The organism is Janthinobacterium amylolyticum, assembly GCF_051380655.1.
Classification (GTDB): Bacteria; Pseudomonadota; Gammaproteobacteria; order Burkholderiales; family Burkholderiaceae_D; genus Janthinobacterium.
This window is the reverse complement of sequence record NZ_JBNYXL010000012.1, coordinates 191,920-210,582: the sequence shown is the minus strand read 5'-3', so window position 1 is coordinate 210,582 and position 18,663 is coordinate 191,920. Positions and strand designations below refer to the sequence as shown.

Here is an 18,663-nt window from a genome sequence, read left to right as displayed (position 1 = left end):
TCTGCCTGCAAGGCCCCGCCACAAGCCGCGCCAGCACTGCTTGCAACGGGATAACCGGGGGATAAGTCGCCTCTTATGCACATGGCGCCCCACCCCGCCACAGAAAAATAAGCGTCGTGCCTGTGGATAACTTTGCCAGTCGGGAGTAGAATAGCGCGTTACGTGTGGCGAGCCCTCGCGCGACGCCGGCCTTGCAACACGGTGAACGCAGGGCAGAATCGATACGCCCTCCCACACCTTTTCACATAGACATTCATGGATAATTTCTGGCAGGCCTGTTCCGCGCAATTGGAACTGGAGCTGACACCGCAACAATTCAGTGCGTGGATCAAACCGCTTATCCCTCTCGACTACGAAGAGGGCAAGCTGCGCATTGCTGCGCCCAATCGCTTCAAGCTCGATTGGGTCAAGACCCAGTTCGCCAGCCGCATCACCGCGCTGGCCATACAATATTTCGAAGCGCCCACGGAAGTGCAGTTCGTGCTCGACCCGCGTCTGGCCCTGCCGAAGAAGCCCGTGACCACCAGCACCCCGGCCAGCGACCCGAATGGCGGCGCGCCCAGCGCGCGTACCGCCGCGGAGCCGCAACCGAGCGTGCCGGAACTGAGCATCGGCGCGGCGCCGCGCCGCGAGCAGAGCCGCATCAACACCGACCTGACCTTCGACAGTTTCGTGACGGGTAAAGCCAACCAATTGGCGCGCGCCGCCGCCATCCAGGTGGCCAACAACCCGGGCGTGTCATATAACCCGCTGTTCTTCTACGGCGGTGTCGGCCTCGGTAAAACCCACTTGATCCACGCCATCGGCAACCAGGTGATGGCCGACAACCCGGGCGCGAAGATTCGCTACATCCACGCGGAACAGTACGTCCGCGACGTAGTGACCGCTTACCAGCGCAAGGGTTTCGACGATTTCAAGCATTACTATCACTCGCTCGACATGCTGCTGATCGATGATATCCAGTTCTTTGGCGGCAAGAGCCGCACGCAGGAAGAGTTTTTCTATGCGTTCGAGGCATTGATTGCCGCTAAGAAACAAATCATCATCACCTCGGATACCTATCCGAAGGAAATCACGGGCATGGACGACCGCCTGATCTCGCGCTTCGACTCGGGCCTGACGGTGGCCATCGAACCGCCGGAGCTGGAAATGCGCGTGGCGATTCTGCTGAAAAAAGCCAAGCAGGAAGGCGTCACCTTCTCCGACGACGTGGCCTTCTTTGTCGCCAAGCACTTGCGCTCGAACGTGCGCGAGCTCGAAGGCGCGCTGCGCAAGATCCTCGCGTACTCGCGTTTCCATGGCAAAGACATCACCATCGATATCGTCAAGGAAGCCCTGAAGGACTTGCTGTCGGTGCAGAACCGTCAGATTTCCGTGGAAAACATCCAGAAAACAGTGGCCGACTTCTTCAATATCAAGGTTGCCGACATGTATTCGAAGCGCCGGCCCGCGAATATCGCGCGGCCGCGCCAGATCGCCATGTACCTGGCCAAGGAACTGACACAGAAGAGTCTGCCGGAGATCGGCGAGCTGTTTGGCGGCCGCGACCACACCACGGTGCTGCATGCCGTGCGCAAGATCGCGCTGGACCGCACCAAGAACCCGGAATGCAACCATGAGTTGCATGTACTGGAGCAAACGTTGAAGGGCTAAGCACACCTGTGGCAAGACTGGCTCAAAACGTGCTTTACCCTTATTATCTGGGAGGGCACCGCAGCCGGTCTGTCGGGGCTCCCTATGGCAACAATTGTTAAATTAATACGTTAAACGTCGTACTGTTCAACCTATACATTGAGGATAAATATGCAATTGGTCAAAACCACCCGAGATACCCTTCTCCGGCCACTGCAGATCGTGAGCGGTATTGTCGAGCGTCGGCACACTATGCCGATTCTGGCCAATATCCTCATCCGCAAAGACGGTGAAAATGTCTCCTTCCTGTCGACCGACACCGAAGTGCAGATCACCACGCACGCGGAAATCGGTTCCGGCGCGGACGTCACCGGCACCACCGTGGCCGCGCGCAAGCTGCTGGACATTTTGCGCGCGCTGCCCGAATCGGGCGACGTCACGATGACCCTGCTGAACAAGCGCCTGACCGTGCAAACGGGCAAGTCGCGCTTCGCCCTGCAAACCCTGGCGGCGGAAGAGTTTCCAACCGTGCAACAGGCGGAAAGCTACAACGCCAGCGTCACCCTGCCCCAGAAAACCCTGAAGCACCTGTTCAACATGGTGCATTTCTCGATGGCGCAGCAAGACATCCGCTATTACCTGAACGGCTTGTTGCTGGTGCTGGATGGCAATAATGTCATCGCCGTGGCCACCGACGGCCACCGCCTGGCGTTTTGCCAGGTGGCCACCGAGCAGACTTTCGCGCGCCAGGAAGTGATTATTCCGCGCAAGACCATCATCGAACTGCAGCGCCTGCTGGAAGAGAACGATGAGCCGGTGCAGCTGGACATCGCCGCCAACCAGGTGAAACTGACCTTTGCCGACATCGAGCTGATCTCGAAGCTGGTGGAAGGCAAGTTTCCCGACTACACGCGCGTGATTCCAAAAGGCTACAAAAACGACTTCACGATCGGCCGCGATGAACTGCTGCGCTCGCTGCAACGTGCCGCCATCATGACCAGCGACAAGTTCAAGGGCGTGCGCTGCATCATCACCCCGGGCAGCATGAAGATCAGCTCGACCAACGCCGACCAGGAAGAAGCCGTCGAAGAGCTGGAAATCGACTACGGCGGCGACTCGGTCGACATCGGCTTCAACGTGACGTATCTGCTCGACGTGCTGAATAACCTGAAGTGCGAATACGTCAACATCGCCCTGGGCGATTCGAACTCGTCCGCCCTGATCTCCATCCCTGACAATGCCGACTTCAAGTATGTCGTCATGCCGATGCGGATCTAAAGACCACAGCAGTGACGTAGGTCGGATTAGCGCAGCGTAATCCGACATGCTGAATTGCCGTCTGTCGGGTTACGCCGTTCCGGCTAACCCGACCTACGGCCATCAGCCAGCAGCCCCGAATCAATCAGCAATCGTTATTTGAGAAAGCAGTCCATGTCCGAGAATCCACAAGACACCCCGATCCAGGCCAAAACGGAAGAATACGGCGCCTCCTCCATCCAGATCCTGGAAGGCCTGGAAGCCGTACGCAAACGCCCGGGCATGTACATTGGCGACACCTCGGACGGCACCGGTTTGCACCATCTGGTGTTCGAAGTGCTGGACAATTCGATCGATGAGTCGCTGGCCGGCCATTGCACGGAAATCCACGTCACCATCCACAGCGACAATTCGATCTCGATCACCGACAATGGCCGCGGCGTGCCGACCGGCCTGAAAATGGACGACAAGCACGATCCGAAGCGTTCGGCGGCGGAAATCGTCATGACCGAATTGCACGCGGGCGGCAAGTTCGACCAGAACTCGTATAAAGTCTCGGGCGGCCTGCACGGCGTGGGCGTGTCCTGCGTCAATGGCCTGTCGAAACTGCTGAAACTGACCATCCGCCGCGACGGCAAAGTGCATCACATGGAATTCGTGCGCGGCGTGCCGCAGGACCGCCAGATCGTCATGGTCGGCGACATCGCCACCTCGCCGATCAAGGTCATCGGCGAAACGGACAAGCGCGGTACCGACGTGCATTTCTGGGCCGACGAAGAGATTTTCACGCACGTGGAATTCCACTATGAAATACTGGCCAAGCGCATCCGCGAACTGTCCTTCCTGAACAATGGCGTCAACATCAAGCTGTCGGACCAGCGCACGGGCAAGGAAGAAGTGTTTGCCTTCGAAGGCGGCACGCGCGGCTTCGTCGAGTACATCAACAAGGCCAAGTCGGTCTTGCACCCGACCATTTTCCAGGCCACCGGCGAGCGTATGTCGGACCAGGGCACCAATATCTCCGTCGACGTGTCGATGCAGTGGAACGATGCCTACAATGAACAGGTGCTGTGCTTCACGAACAACATCCCGCAACGCGATGGCGGCACCCACCTGACGGGCTTGCGCGCGGCGATGACGCGCGTCATCAACAAGTACATCGATGAACACGAGTTCGCCAAAAAGGCGAAAGTGGAAATCAACGGCGACGACATGCGCGAAGGCCTGACCTGCGTGCTGTCCGTGAAAGTGCCGGAACCGAAGTTCTCGTCGCAGACGAAAGACAAGCTGGTGTCGTCGGAAGTGCGCGGCCCGGTCGAAGAGATCGTCGCCAAGACCCTGGCTGATTACCTGCAAGAAAAACCGAACGATGCCAAGATCATTTGCGGCAAGATCGTCGAAGCGGCGCGCGCGCGCGAAGCGGCCCGCAAGGCCCGCGACCTGACCCGCCGCAAAGGCATCATGGACGGCCTGGGCCTGTCGGCCAAGCTGGCCGACTGCCAGGAAAAAGACCCCGCCCTGTGCGAACTGTACATCGTCGAGGGTGACTCGGCAGGTGGCTCGGCCAAGCAAGGGCGCGACCGCAAGTTCCAGGCCATCTTGCCGCTGCGCGGTAAAGTGCTGAACGTGGAAAAAGCCCGTTTCGAGAAAATGCTGTCGTCGGAGCAGATCACCACGCTGATCGCCACCCTGGGCACCTCGATCGGACCGGACGAATTCAACGTCGAAAAACTGCGCTACCACCGCATCATCATCATGACCGATGCGGACGTCGACGGCGCCCACATCCGTACCCTGCTGCTGACCCTGTTCTACCGCCAGATGCCGCAACTGGTCGAGCGCGGCCACATCTACATCGCGCAACCGCCGCTGTACAAGGTCAAGGCCGGCCGCGACGAGCGCTATCTGAAAGATGACGCCGAAGAAGCCAGCTACATGATGACGGTGGCCCTGAACACGGCCGTACTGGTGCCAAAGGAAGGCGCGGAAGGCATTTCCGGCGACACCCTGGCCGAACTGGTGCGCAAGTTCAACCTGTCGAACAGCATCATGACGCGTCTGACGCGCGTCATCGACCGCGCCGCCCTGACGGCCATCATGACGGGCGTGCAGCTCGACCTGTCGACCCTGGAACTGGCGGAAAAATCGGCGCTGGCCCTGCAAACGGCCATCAACGACAGCGCCGTGAAAGTGCACGTGCGTTCCGACGACCTGTCGGAAAAACACATGCTGCGCATTGAACGCATGTACCACGGCAACGTGAAAGTCAGCGCCATCGACGCCGACTTCGTGCAAGGCCCGGATTACGCCGTGCTGAGCAACGGCGCCGCCACCTTCGAAGGCTTGATCTGCGAAGGCGCCTTCGTGCGCCGCGGCGAAGGCGAGCGCATGAAGGAAATCGCCGTGGTCGACTTCCACCAGGCCATGCAATGGCTGCGCGACGAAGCCGAACGCACCGTCTCGAAACAGCGCTATAAAGGGCTGGGCGAAATGAACCCGGATCAGCTGTGGGAAACCACGATGGACCCGACCGTGCGCCGCTTGTTGAAGGTGCAGATCGAAGACGCGATTGCGGCGGACCAGATCTTCACGACACTGATGGGCGACGACGTGGAACCACGCCGCAACTTCATCGAAGCGAATGCACTGCGCGCGGGCAATATCGACGTGTAAACCAGCGTCATTGCTGACAGCATGTCCCCAGGCGGCCCCCTTGCAGGGCCGCTTTTTTATGCGCCTCAGGGCGACAGCTGGCGATCGCCGCAGCGCCAGGCCGCCTTGTCATCGTTGCCGGGGGGGGGAGAAGAGTCGCGCATTGACGACCAGGCCGGTCACCGGCTTGTGGAGGAAGCAGCGCATGATGGCGTTGGCAAGCACTTGATCAGCGAGGTGCTGGTGCTGACGCAGCCATGATGCCGCGCCTATTCTCCCTGCTTGCCAGCGGTTTTGGCGAGCCGCTGTGGCGGCGGCAGGACAGCGGCCGCGCCTTTCCACACGCAAGTTACCATTTCCACCAGGAAAGTATTACACTAGTTCCTGAGCGCAACTAATTCGCGCGCATGCCATGCCGACGCTTGCCGCCGGCAGGCACCCCTGCCGCAAGGCCTGTTGTCTGTCTGGACGAATGCAATGTTCACTTCGCGCAACCTGTCTCCTGCCTTGTATTACCTGTTCTTTTCAGGAGAACCGGCGCAGCAGCAGCGCTTTTTCAAGGAACTGCATTTCATTTCGATAGCGATCCTGACGTTTGGCCTGGCTTGCTGGCTGGTCACGTTCAGCCTGACTGTGCCGCGCGCTTCGCTCGACCATGCACAGGCAGCGCTGGGCGTGACGGGCATGCTGGTCGGGCTGGTGCTGACCGTGTATGCCAGGTCGCTGCAGGCGATCATCGCCAGCGGCACCATCAGCGTGCTGTTCATTGCATTCAGCTTTCGCGTGCTGATGCTGGGCACGCAAGACCCCGCTTTCTGGGTGTTGCCGCTGGGCGTGATGATCACCCTGACGACGGCGCCCATCTTCAGCGGCATCGCGTATTACCTGGGCGTGTCGCTGGGCGTGTGGGCCATCCTGGGATTGGGGCAGTTTCCCGTGCATGCAGGCCAGGCCGACCAGCATTGGCCCGTGCTGGCCGTCACCATCAGCGTGATCATCGGCCTGGCGCTGAATATCTATTTTCTAGTCTTGCGCATTCACAATTATCGGGCCCAGCGCGATCTGGCGACGATGGCCTACAAGGATGGCTTGACTGGACTCAACAATCGCCGCATGTTCACGCAAAGCGCGCGCGCCCTGCAGCGGCCCGGGCTGGCAACCGCGTATTTCCTGATGATCGATATCGATGACTTCAAGAAAATCAACGACGTGCACGGCCACGATGTGGGTGATGAAGTATTGAAAAAAATCGCCGGCGTGATCGCGGCACTGGCCGGTGAGCACCTGTGCGGCCGGCTGGGTGGTGAAGAGTTCGCCGTCATCTATCAGGGCGAAAAAACCGCGGCCTGCGCCTTTGCCGCCCAGCTGGTCGATGCTGTCGAGGCAGCCTTCGTGCCGGAACGCAAAGTGTCCGTCAGTATCGGCATCGCGGAACTGGTCAAGGAAGCGGATTTGTCACACAGCTACCGGCGCGCCGATGAATCGCTGTACCTGGCCAAGAAGAACGGCAAGAACCGTTACGTGCTCAACGCTGCTTGAGAAAACGCCATTTCTTCACAGAATGCTAAGATCGCGGCCCGCGCGTGCCGGCATCCGGACCGGCATGGCGCCTCGACAAGGATCGCCATTGCATACCCCCATCCGTTCCATATTGTCCCTGCTGTCGCTATGCGCGATCCTGGGCGCGCCCCTGCATGCGCAAACGCTCGATGACGCCGCCTTCGCGGCTGCCACCGTGCCCGTGCCCTCGCCCCCGCTGGCCCTGAGCGCGCATCCGGAGATCCGCGCCGACATCTTCAAGCTGCTCGGCTATGCGCACGGCAGCTATACGCAGGGCAATGCCCTGATCGCGCGCCAGGTGCTCGACAGCATGCGTTCACCCGATCACATCACGCGCACCATGCTGCCCGACGGACGCTCGGTGCTGGCCTCCATCGATGCCGGCACGCACGGTGCATGGCGCGCCGCCATGCTGTTCGACCCGCAACGCAAGCTGTTGGCACTGGGCCTCGTCAACGGCCATTGCCAGGCCGTCACCAGCGACACCGCCCCAGCCTGCCTGCCGTCCACACACGCCGTGCTGACCCTGTTCCAGCCACCGGACGCGGAAGACGAGACGGCCGCGCCGCTGCTCGTCTGGGCGCGGCAGTTGCCGGCCATGCTGGCACAGGCTGCGCAGGAACAGCGGCAAAGCATTGCCGCTGTGGAATACGTCACGACCCGCCCCGGCCAGCCCGGCTGGCAGCCGCGCGACATACCGCCCGGTTTTCCCGTCAGCCTGCTGCACCTGCTGCTGCCAGCGGCCGAGTTGAACGGCAGTGCCAGCGATGGCAAGATCATCCACCCCGCACGCCTGGCGGGGTTGCCGATGTATACGCCAGCGCAAGCGGCCGAGGCCGGTGGCGAGCCTCTGCCCGACGCTGCCGTCACCCTGCGCAGCTATGCCGATTTTCACTGGGTGCTCAATACCTACGCCAAGCTGGCCAAGGACGCGCAAGTGAAGGGGCATGAGGACAAAGTGGTCTTCAGCGGGCGCGATACCAGCGGACGCTACACAGTTACCTTGCGCGAGCCGGACAAGAAAATGGCGTGTTCATCACCGTGGCCAGCTGGCTGGATAAGTAGGCAACAGACGGCGCGGACAGGGGAAAGCATTGCCATCGCGCACAGGAACATGGCATTTTGGCATTTTGGCATTTTGCGGTATGATTTCCGATCGTGCGGCGCTGCCCGGTCCCTGCCTTGCCCACCCCTTCCCTCAAGCAAAACCACGCTTGACTAGCATTCTGTCCTAAGGAACTCCTATGTTCGGTTTTAACTTGCGCGTCGCCAAGATGGTGTGGACGGCCTTCCTGATCGTCTTCCTGCTGTTCCTCACATATCAAGTCTCGTCGACCCTGATCGTGGTGGTGTTTGCGATTTTCTTCAGCTATCTCGTGTATCCCCTGATCGAGCTGCTGGAACGCCATGGCCCGAAGCGCTTGCCGCGCACGGCCGCCATCGGCATCGTGTTTCTGGTGGTGGTGCTGCTGGTTGCCATCCTGGGTTCGATCTTTGGCGCGCGCATCGAAGAGGAAGCAACCAAGCTCAGCGCGCAATTGCCGACCCTGCTGAAAGGCAATAATTTTGCCGAGCGCATTCCGCTGCCAGAATTCATGGAGCCATTGCGCGCGCGTATTTTGTCTTTCATGCAGGAACAGCTGAGCAGCGGCACGGGCCAAGCCATGCCGCTGGCGAAGGAAATCAGCCTGGGCGTGATGCACGCGGCCAGCAACCTGATCTATCTGGTGCTGGTGCCGGTGCTGAGCTTTTTGCTGATCAAGGAAGGTCCGGACATGCGCGACGGCTTGCTATCCCTGCTGAACCGTCCGAACAAGAAACTCTGGGGCGCCATCATCGACGACCTCGACATCCTGCTGTCGCGCTATGTGCGCGCCCTGCTGCTGTTGTCGATCGCCACCTTTGTGTCCTACAGCATCGCCTTTTCCCTGATGGGCGTGCCCTACGGCCTGCTGCTGGCTGGTGCCGCCGCCCTGCTGGAGTTCATCCCGTTTGCCGGCCCGCTGGCAGCCGCCATCATCGCCGTGGTGGTGGCCGGCTTCAGCGGCTTCGACCACGTCTTCTGGCTGATCGGCTTTATCGCCGCCTACCGCTTGTTCCAGGATTACGTCGTCAACCCGTACTTGATGAGCGAAGGCGTGGAAGTGAGCCCGCTGATGGTGATCGTCGGCTTGCTGGCCGGCGATCAGCTCGGCGGCGTGGTGGGCATCTTCCTGTCCGTGCCCGTGATGGCGGCCATCAAGATCGTCTTCGTGCGCGCCCGCGCGGCATTGCAGGCGCGTCACGATGCTTTGGAGAAAGCGGAACAGGCGGCGGAAGAAGCGCGCGCCCAGGCCCTGGCCGAGGCAGCGCGCTTACAGGAAGAGGGCAGCAAGGTGGCCCTGGACGCGCCGTAACTTAAAACTCTTCCCACTCGCCGCTATTGTCAGCCATCGGTTTGGCTGGGCGCGGCTTGGCGGCGGCAGGTGCAGCGGCAACACGGGCCGTCGCCAGGCGCGGCGCCGGGCGTTTCAAGGCGCTGTTAGCGGCGGCGACGACAGGCTTGCGCAAGGCAGGCTTGGCCGGTGCCGGGCCGCTGTGGGCGGCATCGAGCTTGAAGATGCTGACCATTTCGGCCAGCGCCGCCGCCTGTTCCTGCATCGATTCCGAGGCGGCTGCCGCTTCTTCCACCAGTGCCGCGTTTTGCTGCGTCACGGTATCCATTTCCGCCACGGCTTGATTGATCTGGCCGATGCCCAATTCCTGCTCGCGGCCGGCGGCACTGATTTCACCCATGATGTCGGTGACGCGGCGGATGCTGGAAACGATCTCGTCCATCGTCGTGCCCGTCTGGCTGACCAGCTCGCTACCGGCACCCACGTTCCGCACCGACGCTTCGATGAGCACCTTGATATCCTTGGCGGCGCTGGCAGAGCGGTGCGCCAGGTTGCGCACTTCCGTGGCAACAACGGCAAAGCCACGGCCCTGCTCGCCCGCGCGCGCCGCTTCCACGGCCGCGTTCAAGGCCAGGATATTCGTCTGGAATGCGATGCCATCGATGACGCCGATGATGTCGGCAATCTTTTTCGACGATTCGCTGATGGTGCCCATGGTATCGACCACTTGCGCCACCAGCGCGCCGCCCTTGACGGCCACGTCCGAAGCGGAGACGGCCAGCTGGTTGGCCTGGCGCGCATTGTCGGAATTCTGCTTGACGGTCGAAGTCAGTTCTTCCAGCGACGAGGCGGTTTCTTCCAGGCTCGACGCCTGCTGTTCCGTGCGGCTCGACAGGTCCAGGTTGCCGGAGGCAATTTCATTGCTGGCCGTGGCGATGGCGCCGCTGCCGTCGCGCACGCCACGCACGGTGGTCGACAGGCGCTCCTGCATTTTCTGCAAGCCCGTCAGCAAGGCACCCATTTCATCGTTGCGCGTGATGACGATGTCGTTGGCCAGGTTGCCGTCGGAAATGGCGCCGAAATGGCGCAGGGCCTGGTCCAGCGGGCCGAAGATGGCGCGCAGCAGCAAAATGCTGGAAATGATGATCAGCAAGCCCCCCACCACGATGCCGGTGATGGCCATCGTCACTTGCGTGCGGTAGCTGGCCTGGCTGTCGGCATACATCCTGGCCGCGCCGCTCACCTGGAACTGCGTCAAGGTTTCCGCTGCCTGGTCGAGCGAGCGATACAGCGGCGTCAGTCCCTTCATCATCAAGCTATCGGCTTGCTCGACATTTCCTTCTCGTAAGGCCTTGCTCATGAGCAGCACGCCATTGTTGATGTAATCGCTGCGCTTCTTGTCCATATCGTCGGACAGGCGTTTTTCTTCCACGCTTTGCGGCAAGCCCAAATACACTTTCCAGGCCTTGCTCGATGACTCCAGGAATTGCTCGGCACGCGCCAAGGTATCCTTGGCGTCGGCCGCATCGGGATGGACCATCACGCGATCCATGGTGAAGCGGGCGCGGCCCAGGAAAATCTGCGACTCGCCGATGGCTTGCGTCGAAGCCAGCTGGTTGCTGTAGACCTCGTTGAGACTGTTGTTGGCTGATTTCAGCCCGATCATGCTCATGGCGCCCAAGACGGCGATCAGCAAGCCCAGCACACTCATGGTGGCGATCAGGCGCATTCTTATTGTTATGTTCGATAGCATGCAATTTCCTTGGTAGGGCGCAACCATGCCTGCGCTTGCCGACGGAAATCGCGACAAATGCCAGATGGGCGGGTCAATTCTGAATTGTTCAGGACAAAGTTCGGTCGATGGCGCGTTAACAGCGGCTGGGGGGATGGCGGCCCGCGCATATCGTCAGGAGTAAAATACAGGTCAACAGGGTTGAGGTTTCCGGTATTTTTAATTTCCTGACTGCAAGATACAGGGAAAGATTCCTAGTGGCAATATCCAGCATGGATTTTCACGCTTTGTCACAAACAAGTGATGTTTTTTGCGCAGAACTGGCATTCCCTTGCCGCACGCGCACGCGCCGGAATGCCAGCCGTGTTAATAAACGGTTTCTTCGATCAGCTGGCCATCGTCGCGGAAAGATTGAAAACGGCCCGTTTTCTTGCCCATGTCATAACTGCTGATGTGCTTCAGCATGCCATTCTGAAAATGCTCGATATTGACGCCGTGCGGCACGCCCTTGTGCCAGTTGCGGTGAAATTGCGGTACGTCGCCATCCGGATAAAACAGGATCTCCTCCCCGTCGCGCTTGCCATTCGCAAACGTCCCCTGGTAACGTCGCTTGCCATCCGGATAGAAGCTTTCCATCGGCCCGTCAAGCTCGCCCAGGCGGTAGTGCTCGATGAGTTCCAACTGGCCATTGGCTGCATATTGTTCCAGCCTGCCATCGGGCTTGCCGTCAACCATCGTCAACACTTGCCAGCCGCCGTCCGGTGTCGCCTTCTTCCACGGCCCCTGCTTCACATCATTGACGTAGTTGCCGCCACCGCCAGGTTCAAGCCACTGGCCCTGCTTCTTGCCATTCACATACTGTCCCCGCCAATGCACGACGTCGCCGACGCGGCGCTCGCTGGGTCCATCCAGCCTGTCCTTGAGGTAGGTATCGAAGCCCTGGTAGTTGCCCTTGCCTTCGTCGCGCCATTCGTCCACGCCAGGGTTCACTTCCCAGCGGCCCGTGCGCTGGCCCCGCTGCATCATGCCCGTCGTCGTTTCCTCGCCGCTTGCATACGTCCATGGCCCTTCAGCCTTGTCGTCGACAAACGCGCCAACCGAGCGGATGGTGAGCGGCTCTTCATAGTGCCACTGTCCCGTGCGCTTGCCCTGTGCATACTGGCCGCGGGCAAACACGCTGCCCCTGCAGCAATTCACCTCGTACTCGATGAACAGCCCGTCCTGGCTGGCGGCAAAGCGCTGCGGTTGCGTTTCCCAGGTGATCCACTTGATGTGATAACTGGGCACACGACCGCCTTCCCAACCCTTGCCCAGCAAATAAGTCACCGTAAGGAAATGGCCATCGTTTTCCTGGAAAGTTTTTTTATAGGCAAATGCCGGCGCATCCTCCGGCTTGCCAGGCAGTAAGTCACCGTCGATATTGAAATAGCCGACCAGGCTGCCATGGCCATGCTCGATGGCATCGAAGTCGGCGATGCCCGTGCGCGCATAATCGATGCTGTAATCGATCAGTTGCAGCGACGCCAGCGCGGCGCGCACCTTTGCCTCGTCCATGCTGCTTGCGCCGCGCACGATGGCGTCCAGGGTCGGCTGCAGGGCGGCGACCTTGACCATGCGGCCGCCGCCGCGCTCGTAGCGGTAGGCATGCAAGCCATAGGCCGTCCCATTGCGGCTGAGCACGAAGGTGGTTTCTCCTTCGCTGTCGAGGTCGGCATGAAATACGGCAGCAATGCTGGCCTTGCCATACGTGTCCAGGTTCATGCGCTTGCCGCTGTCCCCGTTGCACTGGCAATAGTAACCGTTGACTTCGCCGTTTTCCCGCAAGAAGGCCAGTACCACACCGCCATCGCGGCGCTCGACGGCGCTGGCATAGGCCATGGCCTTGCCTTCATAAAAGCGCGCTGCCGCCTGCGCTGGCGCCACACTTCCCAGCGCCAGCAGCACCGCCAGCGTGTTCTTTAAAATTGAGTGCCGCATGCCAACTCCACTGCCCAAAACCGCCATTATGCATGGCCATTCAGGCAAGCCCGGATACGCTTGCGCGCCGGCCAAACAGGGGCCGCTGTACCGTTTGCGCCAGCAGCACGCCCAGCAGTGAGATGCCGCCGCCGATCAGGTGATACGCATGCATGCTTTCGTGCAGCCAGACGATAGCCAGCAAGGCCGTCAATATCGGCAGCAAGTTGACATAGATGCTGCAGCGGTTCGGCCCCAGCAGCTTTACCCCTTCGATCCACAGGTAGGACAGGACGATGGACGAACCGATGCCCGCATAGCCGATCAGGGGCAAGGTCGTGGCATCGAGCCGGGCGCTGCCGGCCGGCAGCAGCAGGAAAAACGGCAGCATGCAGGCCAGCGCCGCCAGGGCCTGGCAATAGATGGCTTGCCAGGCGGGAATGGACAGACGCCAGCGGCGCAGCAGCACGCCGTACAGGGCAAAGCTCAGGCAGGCCAGCAGCATCAGCGCGTCGCCCGCATGCACGCCTTGATGCAGCAGCGCCAGCACGTCGCCGCGTCCCACCAGGTACAGCAAGCCGCCAAACGACAGCACGCCGCCGGCCGCCATGCCCACCGTCAGGCGTTCGCCCAGCAGCAGCACGCTGAGGATCGCCGTCATCAAGGGCGCCAGCGCCGTGACGATGGCCATGTTGGTTGCCGTGGTCGATTCCGCAGCGCGGTAGGACAGGCTCTGGAACAAGGCCATGGACATCAGGCCGCACAGGGCCAGCTGCCACCACTGGCGGCGGATGGCGGCACGGTTGCGCCACAGGGGCCGGGCGATAAATGGCGTCATCACCAGCAAGACCAGCACCAGGCGGTAAAAGGTGATGGCCGTGGGGGCGATGCTGGACGCGGCCAGCTTGGATACGACAACGTTGCCGGCCCACAGCAGCATGGCCAGAAACGGATACAGATAGGCGCGCACAGGCATGCGTAGCTCCATAGATTATTGCGGGAAACCATCATGCCGCAGGCACGCCGCGCTTTCTCGCGCTAAGATGTCCGAACCTATTCCAAAACTGACGCTTATTCACATGGATTGCTCCAGCCCCGCCTTCCAGGAACTGTTGCCCGTCACGGCGCGCGCCATGGCGCTGGCCGTTGACTATGCGCATGGCCACGTGATTTCCGCGCACTGCCACACGCATGCCCAGTTGCTGTATGCCATCGAAGGCGTGATGACCATCGAGACGCAGGGCGGGCGCTGGGTGGTGCCGCCCACGCGCGGCGTGTGGCTGCAGGCGGGCGTGGCGCACCAGGTGCGCATGAGCGGCGCCGTGAAAATGCGCACGGTGTTCGTCAACTGCGCCAACTCGCCCTTGCTGCCAAGCCACAGTTGCGTGCTCGACATCAGTCCCCTGCTGCGCCAGCTGATCGTCGCGGCCGTGGATATCGCGCCCGACTTTACAGAAGGCAGCCGCGACTGGCATCTGCTGCAACTGCTGCTGCATGAACTCGACAGCCTGCCCGTGCTGCCCTTGTATCTGCCCTTGCCTGCGGACAAGCGCCTGCGCGGCATCTGCGCCCAGCTGATGGCGCAACCGGGAGAACAGCTGACGGTGGCGCACTGGGCGCAGGAACTGGCGATCACCGAGCGCAGTCTGCACCGCCTGTTCCAGAAACAGACGGGCATGCGCTTTGGCCAGTGGCGCCAGCAGGCGCGATTGCTGCGGGCGCTGGAGCAATTGGCGCGCGGCGACAAGGTCATCGACGTGGCCATGGACAACGGCTACACGAGCCAGAGCGCCTTCACCGCCATGTTCAGGAAACACTTCGGCACCACACCGACGGCGTTTTACCAGGCAAAAGTCATCGCGGCGTAAAAAAAATGCTGCTATGCATCAATAATCATGGGCGATAGTCGCCGCTCTTGTTATCATCGCAAGCCTTATCGCACCGCGCCCATCCTGGCGGCGGTGTTGACCTCATCTCCACACCACCATGACACAGAATTTCTTCCAGACTTTTATCCTGCTCTTGCTCGTCACTGATCCATTTGGCAACGTTTCCCTGTTCGTCAATGCCCTGAAGCGTGTCCCCATCGAGCGGCGCTGGAAAGTCGTGGTGCGCGAGTGCCTGATCGCCTTCGGCATCTTGCTCATATTCATGTTCTTTGGCCGGCATTTCCTGAACGCCTTGCATCTGTCGGAAATCGCACTGCGCATCGGCGGCGGCGTGATCCTGTTCCTGATCGCCATGCGCATGGTGTTTCCGCAACCAAATGCCGGCAATAGCGACCATGAGATGGGCGGCGAGCCGTTCATCGTGCCGCTGGCCATCCCCGCGCTGGCCGGCCCGTCGGCGCTGGCGACCGTGCTGCTGTTTTCCTCGCATGAAATGAACGAAGTCATTGCCCACGTGGCAGGCTTGACGGCCGTGGCAGTCGTCTGGCTGGCCGTCTTCCTGTGCGCCGAACGCTTGCAGCGGGCGCTGGGGCCGCGGGTCATGACGGCCTTCGAGCGCCTGATGGGCTTGATCCTGACGGCAATGGCCATCGAAATGCTGCTGGCCGGCATACGCGCGTTCCTGAAGTCCGTTTAATATAAAACACGCATACACTGCAGGAATCAGCATGAGCCGTTGCGCCCACATTTGCCTGATGGCCGATTACAACCAGTGGATGAATGCGAAGGTGTACGCGGCGGCCGCCAGCCTGCCGCCGGAAGAACTGCAACGCGAGCGGGGCGCTTTTTTCGGCTCCCTGCTGGGCACCCTGAACCACGTGATGGTGGGCGATACCTTGTGGCTGCAGCGCTATGCGAAGCATCCGGCCGGCTTTCCCCTGCTCGATCCCATCCGCGCCATCACGCCGCCCGCCTCGCTCACCCACCCGCTGTTCGCGGCCGAAGACTTTGCCGCCATGCGCGCGCACCGGCAATGGCTGGACCAGCTCATCATCGACTGGGCCGCCGCCATCACGGAAGCCGACCTCGAGCACCTGCTCGACTACCGCAACAGCAAGGGCCCGAACCGGCGCGCATTTTTCAGCCTGCTCATGCATTTCTTCAACCACCAGACGCATCATCGTGGCCAGGCCAGCACCCTGCTGTCGCAAGCGGGCGTGGACCTCGGCGACACGGATCTACTGTTTCGCATCCCCAACCATATCGAGCACTGAGGGCTGGCGGTACAGCCACGCCTTGAGCGCGATGACGGCCAGCGCCAGCGCCACCAGCAGCGCGCCGCAGGCCAGCCCCTCGGCTTGCCGTCCCTGCTGAACTGTAACAATGTCGATACCTTGCTGCACTTCGCCGAAAGCGGCCTGGGCATTGCAGCCCTGCCCGACTTTGCCGTGCGCGCGGCACTGGCCGCGAACCATTTGCAACCGGTACTGGAAACCCACCGCCAGCACCAGGGCGCCTTTCGCATCCTGTGGCCCAGCAGCCGCCACCTGACGCCAAAACTGCGCGCCTTCATCGATTTCCTGGCTGCCCACGTGTTTCCGGAACACTGAATCCGCATCCAACGTCGCGCTCGTTGTTTCCACACGACAACTTAGTTAAGTTGCTACCAAATTTTTAACTTTTCTCGGACTTGATACAAGTTTTTGTATTGCAGTGCGGAATTTTGAGGAACAATTACAGTCTGGCCGCCTCTACGTATAAACCCGTAGCCCTGGCCTGTCGACGTTTTCCTTCACTTCCGCAACACGAAAGCAATCATGTCACTCACACAATTCAAAATCGGCACCCGGCTCGGGATCGGGTTTGCTGTCGTCCTCGGCCTGCTGGTCGCTGTCTTGCTCGTTGGCCTGTATTCCATGGCACAGCTGAGCGCGCGCACGCACGACATCGTGGCCGACAAGAACGTCAAAATGGCGGCCGCCAATACCATGAGCGACAACGTGCGCACCATTACCCTGGCCATTACCAGCGTGGTCGTGGCGCCGACGGAAGCGCTGGTACAGGCGGAGCTGGCGAAGATCGGCGAAGCGCGCAAGAAATACGGCGCCGCCAAGGAAACCTTGCAAAAGAAAATTGCGACGGACAAGGAAACGGCCTTGATGGCCGAGCTGGACGCCGCCCTGAAGGCGGGTGCGCCGCTGAACAACAAGGTCATCGAGCTGCGCAATGCCGGCCAGACGGAAGAAGCGATCGCCGCGCTGACACAACAGGCGGCACCGAGCCTGAAGCGCGTGCTGACGGCGCTCGACAGCCTGGTCGCGCTGGAAGGCGAACTGGCGGCGCAGGCGGCCAGCGATGCCGAGGCGCTGAGCAGCAGCGCGCGCACCTCCATGATCATCCTGGGCAGCCTGGCCGTGCTGCTGGGCGCCTTCGTGGCGTGGATCATCACGCGCTCGATCACCCGTCCCATCAATGCCGCCGTCGGCGTGGCCGAAACCGTCGCATCGGGCGATTTGTCCTCGCACATCGTGGTCGATTCCAGTGATGAAACGGGCCGCCTTCTGGGTGCATTGAAAGCCATGAACACCAGCCTGCTGGGCGTGGTGGCGCAAGTGCGCCACGGCACGGATGCGATCTCCACAGCATCGAGCGAAATTGCCGCCGGCAACCTCGACCTGTCGTCACGCACGGAAGAGCAAGCCAGCTCGCTGGAAGAAACAGCGTCGGCTATGGAAGAGCTGACCTCGACCGTGAAACAGAATGCGGACAATGCGCGCCAGGCCAACCAGCTGGCGAAAAGCGCGTCCGAAGTGGCCGTGCGCGGCGGCAGCATCGTCTCGCAAGTGGTCGACACCATGGGCACCATCAACGCATCGTCGAAGAAGATCGTCGACATCATCGGCGTCATCGACGGCATCGCCTTCCAGACGAATATCCTGGCCTTGAACGCGGCCGTGGAAGCGGCACGCGCGGGCGAACAGGGCCGTGGCTTCGCCGTCGTCGCCACGGAAGTGCGCAATCTTGCGCAACGATCGGCTGGCGCAGCGAAAGAAATCAAGGAACTGATCGCCGCTTCCGTCGCCAACGTGGACACGGGTTCGCGCCTCGTCAATGAAGCGGGCCAGACCATGGGCGACATCGTCGACAGCATCGTGCGCGTGACCGACATCATGGGCGAGATCACGTCCGCCACGCATGAGCAAACCATCGGCATCGAACAGATCAACATGGCCATTGCCCAGATGGATGAAGTGACGCAACAAAACGCGGCCCTGGTGGAAGAAGCGGCGGCCGCCTCGCAAAGCATGCAGGAGCAGGCGGGCGAACTGGCCCATGTGGTGGGTTTCTTTAAAACCGGCAACCATGTGGCCAGCGTTTCAAAGCTGAGCCCCGTGCGCAAGGCACCGGCAGCGGCGGCAACCATCGCGCGCCCCGCAGCCCGCCCGGCGCCAGCGCGCAAGGCCGTGGCAGCCGCGCCGGCACGCCGCGACAATGCCGCCGCCGAAAGCGAATGGGAAGAGTTTTAACGAATAGCAACATCCTTCCCATGGGAAAGCCAGGCAGGAAGTTGCTGCCTGGCTTTTTTTCGTCCATGCGCCGCCCTTTTTTT

General features: G+C 61.1%; 14 protein-coding genes. 11 read left to right on the top strand and 3 right to left on the bottom strand.

What is annotated here, in order from left to right; all coding sequences use genetic code 11:
* Window positions 1-255 precede the first annotated feature (255 nt).
* The 6 genes from dnaA (at window position 256) to ACQ4WR_RS24150 (ending at window position 9,497) form a co-directional block, all read left to right on the top strand.
* The gene (dnaA, locus tag ACQ4WR_RS24175; RefSeq protein WP_102293771.1) at window positions 256-1,653 is read left to right on the top strand and encodes a chromosomal replication initiator protein DnaA; all 1,398 of its coding nucleotides are present in this window, start codon (window positions 256-258) and stop codon (window positions 1,651-1,653) included.
* A gap of 150 nt (window positions 1,654-1,803) precedes the next feature.
* A complete protein-coding gene (dnaN, locus tag ACQ4WR_RS24170; RefSeq protein WP_034754341.1) occupies window positions 1,804-2,910 on the top strand; it encodes a DNA polymerase III subunit beta in 1,107 nt (368 codons plus the stop codon).
* A gap of 153 nt (window positions 2,911-3,063) precedes the next feature.
* Entirely contained in the window at window positions 3,064-5,562 is a 2,499-nt protein-coding gene (gene gyrB, locus ACQ4WR_RS24165) for a DNA topoisomerase (ATP-hydrolyzing) subunit B (protein WP_436490391.1), read from the top strand.
* 456 nt (window positions 5,563-6,018) lie between these two features.
* Window positions 6,019-7,080, top strand: a complete 1,062-nt coding sequence (locus ACQ4WR_RS24160) for a GGDEF domain-containing protein (RefSeq protein WP_102293773.1) — start codon at window positions 6,019-6,021, stop codon at window positions 7,078-7,080.
* An 88-nt stretch (window positions 7,081-7,168) separates the two neighbouring features.
* Window positions 7,169-8,323, top strand: a complete 1,155-nt coding sequence (locus ACQ4WR_RS24155) for a hypothetical protein (protein WP_436490389.1) — start codon at window positions 7,169-7,171, stop codon at window positions 8,321-8,323.
* A gap of 22 nt (window positions 8,324-8,345) precedes the next feature.
* The gene (locus ACQ4WR_RS24150; protein ID WP_436490387.1) at window positions 8,346-9,497 is read left to right on the top strand and encodes an AI-2E family transporter; all 1,152 of its coding nucleotides are present in this window, start codon (window positions 8,346-8,348) and stop codon (window positions 9,495-9,497) included.
* A gap of 1 nt (window position 9,498) precedes the next feature.
* On the opposite strand, the gene ACQ4WR_RS24145 is transcribed toward ACQ4WR_RS24150, so the two are convergent.
* From ACQ4WR_RS24145 to ACQ4WR_RS24135, 3 genes are all read right to left on the bottom strand, one after another.
* Window positions 9,499-11,229 (bottom strand): methyl-accepting chemotaxis protein, encoded by a 1,731-nt coding sequence (locus tag ACQ4WR_RS24145; RefSeq protein ID WP_436490385.1) that lies wholly within the window; start codon window positions 11,227-11,229, stop codon window positions 9,499-9,501.
* 345 nt (window positions 11,230-11,574) lie between these two features.
* Entirely contained in the window at window positions 11,575-13,185 is a 1,611-nt protein-coding gene (locus ACQ4WR_RS24140) for a toxin-antitoxin system YwqK family antitoxin (RefSeq protein WP_436490383.1), read from the bottom strand.
* Window positions 13,186-13,225: 40 nt separating this feature from the next.
* Window positions 13,226-14,140, bottom strand: a complete 915-nt coding sequence (locus ACQ4WR_RS24135) for a DMT family transporter (protein ID WP_436490382.1) — start codon at window positions 14,138-14,140, stop codon at window positions 13,226-13,228.
* Between the two features lie 103 nt (window positions 14,141-14,243).
* Here ACQ4WR_RS24135 and ACQ4WR_RS24130 point away from each other — a divergent pair, with 103 nt between their 5' ends.
* The 5 genes from ACQ4WR_RS24130 (at window position 14,244) to ACQ4WR_RS24110 (ending at window position 18,580) form a co-directional block, all read left to right on the top strand.
* Complete coding sequence (locus ACQ4WR_RS24130; protein ID WP_436490380.1) at window positions 14,244-15,032, top strand: AraC family transcriptional regulator; 789 nt, start codon at window positions 14,244-14,246, stop codon at window positions 15,030-15,032.
* A 118-nt stretch (window positions 15,033-15,150) separates the two neighbouring features.
* On the top strand, window positions 15,151-15,750 hold the full coding sequence (locus ACQ4WR_RS24125) for a MarC family protein (protein ID WP_102293780.1): 600 nt from the start codon (window positions 15,151-15,153) through the stop codon (window positions 15,748-15,750).
* Window positions 15,751-15,781: 31 nt separating this feature from the next.
* Window positions 15,782-16,327: a DinB family protein gene (locus ACQ4WR_RS24120; RefSeq protein WP_436490378.1), complete on the top strand. Its 546-nt coding sequence runs from the start codon at window positions 15,782-15,784 to the stop codon at window positions 16,325-16,327.
* Window positions 16,328-16,330: 3 nt separating this feature from the next.
* Window positions 16,331-16,663, top strand: coding sequence for a LysR substrate-binding domain-containing protein (locus ACQ4WR_RS24115; RefSeq protein ID WP_436490419.1), 333 nt, complete (start codon window positions 16,331-16,333; stop codon window positions 16,661-16,663).
* A gap of 207 nt (window positions 16,664-16,870) precedes the next feature.
* Window positions 16,871-18,580 (top strand): methyl-accepting chemotaxis protein, encoded by a 1,710-nt coding sequence (locus tag ACQ4WR_RS24110; RefSeq protein WP_436490376.1) that lies wholly within the window; start codon window positions 16,871-16,873, stop codon window positions 18,578-18,580.
* Window positions 18,581-18,663: the final 83 nt, after the last annotated feature.